This is a genomic window from Variovorax sp. TLI9-5A (genome assembly GCF_056867935.1).
The window spans coordinates 5,556,964-5,569,398 of record NZ_CP200310.1; the positions used below are offsets into that span (position 1 = coordinate 5,556,964).

General features: G+C 65.4%; 12 protein-coding genes. 7 read left to right on the forward strand and 5 right to left on the reverse strand.

What is annotated here, in order from left to right; genetic code table 11:
- Positions 1 to 76: 76 nt before the first annotated feature.
- From AC1VNX_RS26475 to AC1VNX_RS26495, 5 genes are all read right to left on the reverse strand, one after another.
- Positions 77 to 2,668, reverse strand: a complete 2,592-nt coding sequence (locus tag AC1VNX_RS26475; protein WP_483160570.1) for a bifunctional aconitate hydratase 2/2-methylisocitrate dehydratase — start codon at positions 2,666 to 2,668, stop codon at positions 77 to 79.
- 92 nt (positions 2,669 to 2,760) lie between these two features.
- A complete protein-coding gene (locus AC1VNX_RS26480; RefSeq protein ID WP_483160571.1) occupies positions 2,761 to 3,318 on the reverse strand; it encodes a hypothetical protein in 558 nt (185 codons plus the stop codon).
- A 38-nt stretch (positions 3,319 to 3,356) separates the two neighbouring features.
- Entirely contained in the window at positions 3,357 to 4,355 is a 999-nt protein-coding gene (locus AC1VNX_RS26485; protein ID WP_483160572.1) for an HpcH/HpaI aldolase/citrate lyase family protein, read from the reverse strand.
- Entirely contained in the window at positions 4,352 to 5,152 is an 801-nt protein-coding gene (gene tam, locus AC1VNX_RS26490; protein WP_483160573.1) for a trans-aconitate 2-methyltransferase, read from the reverse strand. Before tam ends, AC1VNX_RS26485 begins: the two co-directional genes overlap by 4 nt.
- 16 nt (positions 5,153 to 5,168) lie before the next feature.
- The gene (locus AC1VNX_RS26495) at positions 5,169 to 6,155 is read right to left on the reverse strand and encodes a malate dehydrogenase (RefSeq protein ID WP_483160574.1); all 987 of its coding nucleotides are present in this window, start codon (positions 6,153 to 6,155) and stop codon (positions 5,169 to 5,171) included.
- A 184-nt stretch (positions 6,156 to 6,339) separates the two neighbouring features.
- On the opposite strand from AC1VNX_RS26495, the gene AC1VNX_RS26500 reads away from it, so the two are divergent.
- The 7 genes from AC1VNX_RS26500 to gltA all read left to right on the forward strand — a co-directional run bounded on the left by AC1VNX_RS26500 (position 6,340) and on the right by gltA (position 12,412).
- A complete protein-coding gene (locus tag AC1VNX_RS26500; protein WP_126022680.1) occupies positions 6,340 to 7,098 on the forward strand; it encodes a GntR family transcriptional regulator in 759 nt (252 codons plus the stop codon).
- Positions 7,099 to 7,338: 240 nt separating this feature from the next.
- On the forward strand, positions 7,339 to 7,785 hold the full coding sequence (sdhC, locus tag AC1VNX_RS26505) for a succinate dehydrogenase, cytochrome b556 subunit (protein WP_301506783.1): 447 nt from the start codon (positions 7,339 to 7,341) through the stop codon (positions 7,783 to 7,785).
- A 13-nt stretch (positions 7,786 to 7,798) separates the two neighbouring features.
- On the forward strand, positions 7,799 to 8,164 hold the full coding sequence (gene sdhD / locus AC1VNX_RS26510; RefSeq protein WP_483160575.1) for a succinate dehydrogenase, hydrophobic membrane anchor protein: 366 nt from the start codon (positions 7,799 to 7,801) through the stop codon (positions 8,162 to 8,164).
- A gap of 6 nt (positions 8,165 to 8,170) precedes the next feature.
- The gene (gene sdhA / locus AC1VNX_RS26515) at positions 8,171 to 9,979 is read left to right on the forward strand and encodes a succinate dehydrogenase flavoprotein subunit (protein WP_093198521.1); all 1,809 of its coding nucleotides are present in this window, start codon (positions 8,171 to 8,173) and stop codon (positions 9,977 to 9,979) included.
- 47 nt (positions 9,980 to 10,026) lie between these two features.
- Positions 10,027 to 10,728: a succinate dehydrogenase iron-sulfur subunit gene (locus AC1VNX_RS26520; RefSeq protein WP_081270662.1), complete on the forward strand. Its 702-nt coding sequence runs from the start codon at positions 10,027 to 10,029 to the stop codon at positions 10,726 to 10,728.
- A gap of 34 nt (positions 10,729 to 10,762) precedes the next feature.
- Entirely contained in the window at positions 10,763 to 11,077 is a 315-nt protein-coding gene (locus AC1VNX_RS26525; RefSeq protein WP_483160576.1) for an FAD assembly factor SdhE, read from the forward strand.
- 24 nt (positions 11,078 to 11,101) lie between these two features.
- Positions 11,102 to 12,412 (forward strand): citrate synthase, encoded by a 1,311-nt coding sequence (gene gltA, locus AC1VNX_RS26530; RefSeq protein ID WP_301506794.1) that lies wholly within the window; start codon positions 11,102 to 11,104, stop codon positions 12,410 to 12,412.
- Positions 12,413 to 12,435 lie beyond the last annotated feature (23 nt).

Consider the following 12,435-nt stretch of genomic DNA (forward strand, 5'->3'; position numbering starts at 1 on the left):
GACTGAAACGACAAAGCCCCGCCGAAGCGGGGCTTTGTCATTGGATCAGCCGCGAAGCTGATCCGGAGGCTGTAGCTCAGGCCGCGACCGTATCCGCCACGCCCTTGTAGTCCTCGATCTTGTCGAAGTTCAGGTACTGGTAGATCTTGTCGCCGTTGCTGTTGATCACGCCGATGTCGGCCATGTACTCCTCGCGCGTCGGGATGCGGCCGAGCTTCGAGCAGATGGAGGCCAGTTCCGCCGAGCCCAGGTACACGTTGGTGTTCTTGCCCAGGCGGTTCGGGAAGTTGCGGGTGCTGGTCGACATGACGGTGGCGCCTTCGCGCACCTGGGCCTGGTTGCCCATGCACAGCGAGCAGCCCGGCATTTCGGTGCGGGCACCGGCATTGCCGAACACGCCGTAGTGGCCTTCCTCGGTCAGCTGCTGCGCGTCCATCTTGGTCGGCGGCGCGATCCACAGCTTGACCGGGATGTCGCGCTTGCCTTCGAGCAGCTTCGACGCGGCGCGGAAGTGGCCGATGTTGGTCATGCACGAGCCGATGAACACTTCGTCGATCTTGGCGCCGGCCACGTCCGACAGCGTCTTCACGTCGTCGGGGTCGTTCGGGCAGGCCACGATCGGCTCGTGGATGTCGGCCAGGTCGATCTCGATGACGGCCGCGTAGTCGGCGTCGGCGTCGCCCTTGAGCAGCTGCGGGTCCTTCAGCCAGGCTTCCTGGGCGGCGATGCGGCGCTGCAGCGTGCGTGCGTCGGCATAGCCCTCGGCGATCATCCACTTCATCAGCGTGATGTTGCTGTTGATGTACTCGATGATCGGTTCCTTGTTCAGGTGCACCGTGCAGCCGGCGGCCGAGCGTTCGGCCGAGGCGTCGCTCAGTTCGAAGGCCTGTTCCACCTTCAGGTCGGGCAGGCCCTCGATTTCGAGGATGCGGCCCGAGAAGATGTTCTTCTTGCCCTTCTTCTCGACCGTCAGCAGGCCGGACTTGATGGCGTAGAGCGGAATCGCGTTGACCAGATCGCGCAGCGTGACGCCGGGCTGCATCTTGCCCTTGAAGCGCACGAGCACCGATTCAGGCATGTCCAGCGGCATCACGCCGGTGGCGGCTGCGAAGGCCACGAGGCCCGAACCGGCCGGGAAGCTGATGCCGATGGGGAAGCGGGTGTGGCTGTCGCCGCCGGTGCCCACGGTGTCGGGCGTCAGCAGGCGGTTGAGCCACGAGTGGATCACACCGTCGCCCGGGCGCAGCGAGACGCCGCCGCGGGTGCTGATGAAGTCGGGCAGCTCGTGGTGCATCTTCACGTCCACCTTCTTCGGGTAGGCGGCGGTGTGGCAGAACGACTGCATCACGAGGTCGGCCGAGAAGCCCAGGCAGGCCAGGTCCTTCAGCTCGTCGCGCGTCATCGGGCCGGTGGTGTCCTGCGAGCCGACCGAGGTCATCTTGGGTTCGCAGTACGTGCCCGGGCGCACGCCCTGGCCTTCGGGCAGGCCGCAGGCGCGGCCGACCATCTTCTGTGCCAGCGAGAAGCCCTTCTTGGTGTCGACCGGGCTTTGCGGCAGGCGGAACAGCGTCGATGCGGGCAGGCCCAGCGCTTCGCGCGCCTTGGTGGTCAGGCCACGGCCGATGATCAGCGGAATGCGGCCGCCGGCGCGCACTTCGTCGAACAGCACGTCGCTCTTGACCGTGAACTCGGCGATGAGCTTGCCGTCCTTGAAGGCCTTGCCTTCGTAGGGGCGCAGCTCGACGACGTCGCCGGTGTCCATCTGGCTCACGTCGAGCTCGATGGGCAGCGCGCCGGCGTCTTCCATGGTGTTGTAGAAGATCGGGGCGATCTTCGTGCCCAGGCACACGCCGCCGAAGCGCTTGTTGGGGATGAAGGGAATGTCTTCGCCGGTGAACCACAGCACCGAGTTGGTGGCCGACTTGCGGCTGGAGCCCGTGCCGACCACGTCGCCCACGTAGGCGACCTGGTGGCCCTTTTCCTTGAGCGACTCGATGAACTTGACCGGGCCGCGCTTGCCGTCTTCCTCGGGCTGGAACGCGGTGCCTTCACGCTTGTTCTTGAGCATGGCCAGCGCGTGCATCGGGATGTCGGGACGCGTGGTGGCGTCGGGCGCGGGCGAGAGGTCGTCGGTGTTGGTTTCGCCGGGAACCTTGAAGACCGTGATGGTCAGGCTCTGCGGCACCTCGGGGCGACTGGTGAACCACTCGGCATCGGCCCAGCTCTGCAGCACGCCCTTGGCGTTGGCGTTGCCCTTGTCGGCCTTTTCCTTGACGTCGTGGAACTGGTCGAACATCAGCAGGGTTTTCTTCAGGCCTTCTGCCGCCACGGTGCCGACTTCGGCATCGTCGAGCAGGTCGATCAGGGGGCTGATGTTGTAGCCGCCGAGCATGGTGCCGAGCAGTTCGGTGGCGCGGGCGCGCGAAATGAACTCGCTCTTCTCGGTGCCGTGAGCCACGGCCGCGAGGTAGCTCGCCTTGACCTTGGCGGCGTCGTCGACGCCGGCAGGCACGCGGTGGGTGAGCAGATCGAGCAGGAAGGCGCCGTCCTTGGGCGTAGCGCTCTTGAGGAGCTCGATCGCTTCAGAGGTCTGCTTCGCGCTCAGGGGCAGCGGCGGGATACCGAGCGCGGCGCGTTCGGCAACATGGTCAACGTAGGCTTGCAACATCTTCTTTTCTCCGGAAACTGGGCTGGCGGGCATGCGGGGCGGCTCCGGCGGTCAAGCAAGAGCCGCGCCGCACCCCACCGGGGTAGGGACGCTTACTTCTTCTCGCCGTCGGCGCCGTCGAACAGGGCCTTGGGCGGGTTCTTCTTCATTTCTGCGGCAAACGCGATCTGGGCTTCGGTCTGGCATTCGTCGGCGATGCGCAGGCCGGCCTTCTGGTTCATCAGCATCGACTTGTTGCCGAGCTGGAGCCACATGGCACCGGCACGCGGGTCTTCGAGGCGGATGGCGCCGGTGCGGCTTTCGACCGGGTGCATGCGGTACTTCTGGCCCTTGGTGCTGACGGTGAAGAAGCCGGGCTTCTTCTCGTCAGGCGTGACGGTCACGTCGGCGCCGAGTTCGCACTGGGCCTTGCCGATCGACACGCGCTTGGCGACTTCGAGGTCGGCGTCGCTGAGGACGATGTTGGTGTCATCGCTGATCGGCGTGACCTCTTCCACCGCCTTGGCGGCCTTGCGGGTGACCTGGCGCTTCGGCGGTGCCTTCTTCGTCGTCTCGGCCTTGGCCGCGGGCTTGGCCGGCGTCGTGCTCTGTGCCACGGCCGCAAGCGGCAGGGCCAGGGCGACGGCGGCGATCAGGGCAATTTTCTTCATGTGTGGGTTTCCTTGAGGCTGGGTTCGAAGGTTTCGTTTCAGGAGGCCGCGAATGCAAACCAGGCTTTCGCCTCGGAGGGCAACGCGCGCCCTGTTGCGTGGGCACGCGTCAGTACCTGCCAGAAATGGCGGTAGCTCGCGCGGTCGTGCAATGTGCCATCAATTTGTGTCGGAGCCCAATCCGCATCGGCCGCCTTTACAAGGATTTTTGTGGCAATTTGAATCTGGGCATCGTCCGGCGCGAAGGCTTCCAGGATCGGCCGGATCTGGTTCGGGTGGATGCTCCACATGCGCGTGTAACCGAATTCGGTGGCCGCCTTGCGGGCCGCCGTGCGCATGGCGCCGGTGTCGTTGAACTCGGTGACCACACAGTGAGATGGCACCTTGCCGTAGGCATGTGCCGCCGACGCGATGGCCAGCTTGGCGCGCACCACCAGCGGATGGCTGAACTGCCCCGCCGCGCCCATGCCGTCGGCCGGGATGGCGCCGGCATGCGCCGAAACGAAATCCATCAAGCCGAAACTCAGCGACTGCACGCGCGGATGGGCGGCAATCTCGAAGGCGTTGTGCACCGCCAGCGGCGATTCGATCAGCACGTGCAGAGGCAGCGCGCCGGCATCGGCCGCATCGAGCGCTGCAACAGCCTGATGCACATCGGCCACCGATTCGACCTTCGGCACCATCAGGTGGCTCAGGCGCGAACCGGCGCGGCCGGCGATGGTGACCACGTCGCCCGCGAAGGCCGGATGGTCGACGGGATGCACGCGCACGCCGACGCGCATGCCGGGCTTCGAGGCCAGCGCGAGCTCGGTGACGAGCGCGGCATGGTCGGCTTCGCCGCCCACGGGGGCGCCGTCCTCGCAGTCGAGGGTGACGTCGAACACGCAGGCGCCGAACTCCTCGGCCATCTCGGCCTGGAGCGCAAGGCTCTTCTTCATGCGCGCCTCGACGCCGCTGTAGTGGTCGCAAACGGGCAGCGCCACCGCGCCGGCCTGCGCGCCGAGCAGCACTTCAGCGGGGTGGGCCGACTTCGTCATGCCTTGTCGCTCTTTCCGCTCTTCTGCGCGACGATGAACATGCGCGGGAAGGCCAGCAGCCGCTTGCCGTCGGTACGGACGGGATAGGCCTCGTCCACGCGGCGCTGGTATTCGGCGAGGTAGCTCGCCTGCAGATCGGGCGGCAAGCGGTCGACGAAGGGCTTCAGGCCGGTGCCGCGCACCCATTCGACGATGGAAGCCGCGTCGGCCATGCGATGCTGGTAGATGGTGTGCCAGACATCGACGTGCGGCGCGAGCGGCGCCAGCAGGTCGTAGTAGCCGCGCAGGTCGAGCAGCAGCGTGCGCAGCCTGTCGGCGTCGCCGATGGGCTCGGCCCACGGCGCCTCGGCCGCGAGCGCGCGCATCAGGCGGTGCGTGGGCTCCTGGCGGTTGTCGGGCATCTGGATGGCGAGCACGCCACCCGGCGCCAGCGCGTCGAACAGGCGCGGGATCAGCTTCTCGTGATCGGGCACCCACTGCAGGGACGCGTTGGCATAGATGAGGTCGGGCGCTTCTTCTTTCGATCGGGGCGCCCAGGTCGCGATGTCGCTCAACTCGAAGCGCGCCTGCGGCAGCCGCTCGCGCGCGCTGACCAGCATGGCTTCGGAGTTGTCGGTCCCGACGACTTGCGCCTTCGGGAACCGGTTGACCAGCAGCTCGGTGGAGTTGCCCGGGCCGCAACCGAGGTCGACCACGCGGGCCGCCTCGGTCAGCGGCACCCGCGCCAGAAGTTCCTGCGCGGGACGGGTGCGCTCGTCCTCGTAGCGACGGTAGAGCGCGGGGTTCCAGTCGAGCATGCTGATCGGCAGTGGCTTACAGCAGGTGGGCGACGCCGGCCTGCTCGTCCTGCAGTTCCTTCAGCGTCTTGTTGATGCGTTCCTGGCTGAATGCGTCGATCTCGAGGCCTTCGACCAGCTTGTATTCGCCGTTCTCGGTGGTGACCGGGAAGCCGAAGATCACGTCCTTCGGAATGCCGTACTGGCCGTCCGACGGGATGCCCATCGTGACCCACTTGCCGTTGGAGCCCAGGGCCCAGTCGCGCATGTGGTCGATGGCGGCGTTGGCAGCCGAGGCGGCCGACGACAGGCCGCGTGCTTCGATGATGGCCGCGCCGCGCTTGCCGACGGTGGGCAGGAAGGTGTCGGCGTTCCAGACCTGGTCGTTGATCAGGTCCTTGACGCTCTTGCCGCCGACGGTGGCGAAGCGGTAGTCGGCATACATCGTGGGCGAGTGGTTGCCCCAGACGGTGAGCTTCTCGATGTCGCCCACGGCCGTGCCGGTCTTGGCGGCGATCTGGCTGGCGGCGCGGTTGTGGTCCAGGCGCAGCATGGCGGTGAAGTTCTTGCGCGGCAGGCTGGGCGCGCTCTTCATGGCGATGTAGGCGTTGGTATTGGCGGGGTTGCCGACCACGAGCACCTTGACGTTGCGGCTGGCGACCTGGTCGAGCGCCTTGCCCTGTGCCGTGAAGATCTGCGCGTTGGCGGCCAGCAGGTCGGCGCGTTCCATGCCGGGGCCGCGGGGACGGGCACCGACCAGAAGGGCGTAGTCGGCGTCCTTGAAGGCCACCAGCGGGTCGCCGGTGGGAATCACGCCGGCCAGCAGCGGGAAGGCGCAGTCCTCGAGCTCCATGATCACGCCCTTGAGCGCCTTCTGGGCCTTCTCGTCGGGGATCTCGAGCAGTTGCAGGATGACCGGCTGGTCTTTGCCGAGCATTTCACCGGAGGCGATACGGAACAGCAGGGCGTAACCGATTTGACCGGCGGCACCGGTGACGGCAACGCGGACGGGCTTTTTGCTCATGGGAGGACTCCAGAAGGTAATGAAACGGTGTCGGCGCTCTCGTGGGGCGCCAGGGGTTCTGCGGGATGAAACACCTTCCCGCAGCGCGAGACCGGCCGCATTTTAAGCCGATTCAATGAGCCTCGTCTTATGTCTTATATAAGATATCCTCAGGGGGTCCGCCAAGGCGCACCCCACCGCTGCCATGAACACGCCCACCCCATTCGACGAGCCCGCGACGCCGTCCTTCAGCCCGCTCTACCAGCAGATCAAGACCCTGATCCTGCAGAGCCTGCAGGCGGGCGAGTGGAAGCCGGGCGAGCCCATCCCGAGCGAGATGGACCTGGCCGTGCGCTACCGCGTGAGCCAGGGCACGGTGCGCAAGGCCATCGACGAGCTCTCGGCCGAGAACCTCGTGGTGCGCCGCCAGGGCAAGGGCACCTTCGTCGCCACGCATGCCGAGCAGCATGTGCAGTACCGCTTCCTCAAGCTCGTGCCCGACGAGGGCGACCCGAGCACCGAAGGCCCGGCCGTGCGCACCATCGTCGACTGCAAGCGCCTGCGCGCATCGGCCGATGTGGCGCGCGCACTCGGGCTGCGCACCGCCGACGCCGTGCTGCAGGTGCGCCGCGTACTTGCCTATGGCGGCGTACCCACCATCCTCGAAGACCTCTGGCTGCCCGGCGCGCCTTTCAAGGGACTCACCGCGGAGCGGCTGCGCGCGTGGCCCGGCCCGATGTACGCGCTCTTCGAAACCGAGTTCGGCGTGCGCATGGTGCGTGCCGAAGAAAAGATCCGCGCCGTGCTGCCCGATGCCGAACAGGCCGCGCTGCTCGACGTGCCTCCGCAGATGCCCCTGCTGAGCGTGGAACGCGTGGCGCACACCTACCATGACACGCCGATGGAACTGCGCCGCGGTCTCTATCGCACCGACACGCACCACTACAGGAACCAGCTGGGCTGACCGCGATGCAGATGAAGGCCGAACACCGGTGCGCCAGCGCGCGCATGCAACCTGCGCATTGCGCTACGAAGTCAATAGCATCCGACTGCAATGGTGCAGTGACTCGCACGTGTCCGCAGCGCGATGGTGCATTGCAATAGAATTTTGCGTTGTTTGCACTTCCCATAAGAAACAAAAGCGTTCGCTCTCAGAACAAGCAACAAGCCAACAGTCACAAAAAGCCACGAAAGCCATCCCCCAATGACAGAGCTTGCAACTCCTCCCCGGCCCAAGCGTCGCGAATTCCGCAACATCAACGCCTTCACCGACCTCACGACCTACCGGCTTCCGCCGGCCGGCATCGTGTCGATCCTGCACCGCGTCAGCGGTGTGCTGATGTTCCTGCTGATGCCGTTCATCATCTGGATGTTCGACACCTCGCTGTCCTCCGACTATTCGTTCGCCCGCTTCAAGGCCGCCTTCAACAGCGGCCTTGGCTTTGTTCCGGGGTGGTTCTTCAAGCTGGTCGCTCTCGCGCTCATCTGGGCCTACCTGCATCACTTCATCGCCGGCCTGCGCCACCTCTGGATGGACGTGAGCCACTCCGCAGTGAACAAGGAGTTCGGCAACAGCTCCGCCATCTTCACGCTGGCCGCGAGCATCATCCTCACGCTGGTGCTCGGCGCCAAGCTGTTCGGCCTGTACTGAGAAGGAGCCAACCATGTCTGTGAATTACGGCTCCAAGCGCGTCGTCGTCGGCGCCCACTACGGTCTGCGCGACTGGCTCAGCCAGCGCATCACGGGTTGCCTGATGGCGCTCTTCACGATCATCCTGCTCGCGCAGCTGGTCTTCACCCGCGGCCCCATCGGCTACGACCTGTGGGCCGGCATCTTCGCCGCGCAGTGGATGAAGGTCCTGACCTTCTCCGTGATCGTCGCCCTGCTCTACCACGTCTGGGTCGGCATGCGCGACGTTTGGATGGACTACGTCCAGCCCGTCGCCATCCGTCTCGTGCTGCAAGTTTTCACCATCGTCTGGCTTGTCGGTTGTGCGGGTTGGGCCATTCAAGTGCTTTGGAAGATCTGACCCACCATGACCTACACAAAAGAAAAAATCACCAAGCGCAAGTTCGACGTCGTGATCGTCGGTGCCGGCGGTTCCGGCATGCGCGCCTCGCTGCAACTCGCCCGTGCCGGCCTCAACGTGGCCGTGCTCTCCAAGGTGTTCCCGACCCGCTCGCACACCGTCGCCGCGCAAGGCGGCGTGGGCGCATCGCTCGGCAACATGAGCGAGGACAACTGGCACTACCACTTCTACGACACGATCAAGGGCTCCGACTGGCTCGGTGACCAGGACGCGATCGAGTTCATGTGCCGTGAAGCCCCGAAGGTCGTGTACGAGCTCGAGCACTTCGGCATGCCCTTCGACCGCAACCCCGACGGCACCATCTACCAGCGCCCGTTCGGCGGCCACACGGCCAACTATGGCGAGAAGCCCGTGCAGCGCGCCTGCGCCGCGGCCGACCGCACCGGCCACGCAATGCTGCACACGCTCTACCAGAAGAACGTCGAGGCCCGCACCCAGTTCTTCGTCGAATGGATGGCGCTCGACCTCATCCGCGACGAGGAAGGCGACGTGGTCGGCGTGACCGCGCTCGAAATGGAAACCGGCGACCTGCACATCCTGCAGGCCAAGACCGTGCTGCTGGCCACCGGTGGCGCGGGCCGCATCTTCCAGGCTTCCACCAACGCGTTCATCAACACCGGCGACGGCCTCGGCATGGCTGCGCGCTCGGGCATTCCGCTGCAGGACATGGAGTTCTGGCAGTTCCACCCCACCGGCGTGGCCGGCGCAGGCGTGCTGCTGACCGAAGGCTGCCGCGGCGAAGGCGCGATCCTGCTGAACAGCAACGGCGAACGCTTCATGGAGCGCTATGCGCCCACGCTGAAGGACCTGGCACCGCGCGACTTCGTCTCGCGCTCGATGGACCAGGAAATCAAGGAAGGCCGTGGCTGCGGTCCCAACAAGGACTACGTGCTGCTCAAGCTCGACCACCTGGGCGCGGACACCATCCACAAGCGCCTGCCTTCGGTGTACGAGATCGGCGTCAACTTCGCCAACGTCGACATCACGAAGGAACCCATTCCCGTCGTGCCGACCATCCACTACCAGATGGGCGGCATCCCCACCAACATCCACGGCCAGGTCGTGGTGCAGAAGGGCGAGGACAACAGCGCGGTGGTGAACGGCCTCTACGCCGTGGGCGAATGCTCCTGCGTGAGCGTGCACGGCGCCAACCGCCTGGGCACCAACTCGCTGCTCGACCTGCTGGTGTTCGGCCGCGCGGCCGGCAACCACATCGTCGAGTTCAACGACAAGCTCAAGGAACACAAGCCCCTGCCCAACGACGCGGCAGACCGCACGCTGGAGCGCCTGAACCGCCTCGAAGCCACCACCGGCGGCGAGTACGCGCAGGACGTGGCCGGCGAGATCCGCGCCGTCATGCAGCAGCATGCCGCCGTGTTCCGCAAGCAGGCCTCGATGGACGAAGGCGTGGTCAAGATCGCCGCCGTGCGCGAGCGCGTCAAGGCCATCGGCCTGAAGGACAAGTCGAAGGTGTTCAACACCGCCCGCATCGAAGCGCTAGAGGTCGACAACCTGATCGAAGTGGCGCAGGCCACCATGGTTTCCGCAGCAGCCCGCAAGGAATGCCGCGGCGCCCACACCGTGGAAGACTACGAGCGTCCGGCCGACGATCCGGTCGCGCCGCTCGGCCGCGACGACGCCAACTGGATGAAGCACACGCTCTGGTACAGCGCCGACAACCGCCTCTCGTACAAGCCGGTCAAGCTGCAGCCGCTCACAGTGGCCTCGGTTCCGCCGAAGGTCCGCACGTTCTAAGAACGGCTCACAGTCAGCTCACACAAAGCATTCACAAGGTCACTACGATGAAGCGCACATTCCAGATTTACCGCTACGACCCGGACAAGGACGCCAAGCCCTACATGCAGACGGTCGAGATCGAACTCGACGGCCACGAGCGCATGCTGCTCGACGCGCTGATGAAGCTCAAGGCGCAGGACCCGACGCTGTCGTTCCGCCGCTCGTGCCGCGAAGGCGTCTGCGGCTCCGACGCGATGAACATCAACGGCAAGAACGGTCTGGCCTGCCTGACCAACATGAACACGCTCAAGGGCACCGTCGTGCTCAAGCCGCTGCCGGGCCTGCCCGTCATCCGCGACCTGATCGTGGACATGACGCAGTTCTTCAAGCAGTACAACTCGATCAAGCCCTACCTGCAGAACGACAGCGTGCCGCCCGAGAAGGAACGCCTGCAGTCGCCCGAGGAGCGCGAGGAGCTCAACGGCCTGTACGAGTGCATCCTGTGCGCGAGCTGCTCCACGAGCTGCCCGAGCTTCTGGTGGAACCCCGACAAGTTCGTGGGCCCCGCCGGCCTGCTGCAGGCCTACCGCTTCATCGCCGACAGCCGCGACGAAGCCACCGCCGAGCGCCTGGACAACCTGGAAGACCCGTACCGCCTCTTCCGCTGCCACACGATCATGAACTGCGTGGACGTGTGCCCCAAGAGCCTGAACCCGACCAAGGCTATCGGCAAGATCAAGGAATTGATGGTGCGCCGCGCCATCTGAGCCCCTCGGTCCAGCAGTTCTTCAGAAAGCAAACATGCAACCCGTCGCCGACTCCCAGGAGCTGCTCAGCGAACGCGCGCTGAGCAAGCTCAAGTGGCGCTGCCGGCGCGGGCTGCTCGAGAACGACCTGTTCATCGCCCGCTTCTTCGAGCGGCACGAATCCCGCATGACCGTGGGTCAGGCGGGAGCGATGGAGACATTGATGGACCTGTCGGACAACGATCTCCTCGACCTCCTTCTGCGCAGAAAGGAGCCCGAGCCCGCATGGGCCGGGGCCGAGGTGGTCGCATTGCTGCAGCTCATGCGCACCGACGGCGCGCAGCGCCCTGCAATTTCTCCTTCGTCCTGAATCCACCTCTGAAAGTAAACCGAAATGAAAGCATCCGATACCAAGGCCACGCTGTCGTTCAGCAATGGCGGCGACAGCGTCGAACTGCCGATCTACAAGGGCACCGTCGGCCCCGACGTGATCGACATCCGCAAGCTGTATGCGCAGACCGGCATGTTCACGTACGACCCGGGCTTCATGTCGACCGCCGCCTGCCAATCGGCCATCACGTACATCGATGGCGACAAGGGCGAGCTGCTGTACCGCGGCTACCCCATCGAGCAGCTCGCGACCAACTGCGACTTCCTCGAGACCTGCCACCTGCTGCTGTACGGTGAACTGCCGGACACGGCCAAGAAGGCCAACTTCACCAAGCTCGTGACCAACCACACGATGGTCAACGAGCAGATGCAGTTCTTCCTGCGCGGCTTCCGCCGCGACGCGCACCCGATGGCCATCATGACCGGCCTGGTGGGCGCCCTGTCGGCCTTCTATCACGACAGCACGGACATCAACAATCCCGAGCACCGCGAGATCGCCGCGATCCGCCTGATCGCGAAGATGCCCACGCTCGTGGCCATGGCCTACAAGTACACGATCGGCCAGCCGTACATGTACCCGAAGAACGACCTGAGCTACGCCGGCAACTTCCTGCACATGATGTTCGCCACGCCGTGCGAGGAGTACAAGGTGAACCCGGTGCTCGAGCGCGCGCTCGACCGCATCTTCATCCTGCACGCGGACCACGAGCAGAACGCCTCGACCTCGACGGTGCGCCTGTGCGGCTCGTCGGGCACGAACCCCTTCGCCGCCATCGCGGCCGGCGTGGCCTGCCTGTGGGGCCCCGCCCACGGCGGCGCCAACGAAGCGGCACTCAACATGCTGTACGACATCCAGAAGGAAGGCGGCGTCGAGAAGATTGGCGAGTTCATCAAGAAGGTCAAGGACAAGAACTCGAACGTCAAGCTGATGGGCTTCGGCCACCGCGTGTACAAGAACTACGACCCGCGCGCCAAGCTGATGCAGGAAACCTGCAACGAAGTGCTGACCGAGCTGGGCCTGGAAAACGACCCGCTGTTCAAGCTGGCCAAGGAACTGGAAAAGATCGCCCTGGAAGACGAGTACTTCGTGTCGCGCAAGCTCTACCCGAACGTCGACTTCTACTCGGGCATCGTGCAGCGCGCCATCGGCATTCCGGTGCCGCTGTTCACCGCGATCTTCGCGCTGGCCCGCACGGTCGGCTGGATCGCCCAGCTGAACGAAATGATCGGCGACCCCGAGTACAAGATCGGCCGCCCGCGCCAGCTGTTTGAAGGCTCGCCGAAGCGCGACGTGAAGCCGATCTCGGCTCGCTGACTCGCGCCATCCGGCCCGGCCAT

Excerpts from the sequence above, each read along its gene's own strand:
- AC1VNX_RS26475 (WP_483160570.1), bottom strand. The coding sequence starts at position 2,668 with ATGTTGCAAGCCTACGTTGACCATGTTGCCGAACGCGCCGCGCTCGGT.
- tam (WP_483160573.1), bottom strand. The coding sequence starts at position 5,152 with ATGCTCGACTGGAACCCCGCGCTCTACCGTCGCTACGAGGACGAGCGC.
- sdhA (WP_093198521.1), top strand. The coding sequence starts at position 8,171 with ATGACCTACACAAAAGAAAAAATCACCAAGCGCAAGTTCGACGTCGTG.
- AC1VNX_RS26480 (WP_483160571.1), bottom strand. The coding sequence starts at position 3,318 with ATGAAGAAAATTGCCCTGATCGCCGCCGTCGCCCTGGCCCTGCCGCTT.
- sdhC (WP_301506783.1), top strand. The coding sequence starts at position 7,339 with ATGACAGAGCTTGCAACTCCTCCCCGGCCCAAGCGTCGCGAATTCCGC.
- AC1VNX_RS26525 (WP_483160576.1), top strand. The coding sequence starts at position 10,763 with ATGCAACCCGTCGCCGACTCCCAGGAGCTGCTCAGCGAACGCGCGCTG.
- AC1VNX_RS26495 (WP_483160574.1), bottom strand. The coding sequence starts at position 6,155 with ATGAGCAAAAAGCCCGTCCGCGTTGCCGTCACCGGTGCCGCCGGTCAA.
- sdhD (WP_483160575.1), top strand. The coding sequence starts at position 7,799 with ATGTCTGTGAATTACGGCTCCAAGCGCGTCGTCGTCGGCGCCCACTAC.
- AC1VNX_RS26500 (WP_126022680.1), top strand. The coding sequence starts at position 6,340 with ATGAACACGCCCACCCCATTCGACGAGCCCGCGACGCCGTCCTTCAGC.
- AC1VNX_RS26520 (WP_081270662.1), top strand. The coding sequence starts at position 10,027 with ATGAAGCGCACATTCCAGATTTACCGCTACGACCCGGACAAGGACGCC.
- gltA (WP_301506794.1), top strand. The coding sequence starts at position 11,102 with ATGAAAGCATCCGATACCAAGGCCACGCTGTCGTTCAGCAATGGCGGC.
- AC1VNX_RS26485 (WP_483160572.1), bottom strand. The coding sequence starts at position 4,355 with ATGACGAAGTCGGCCCACCCCGCTGAAGTGCTGCTCGGCGCGCAGGCC.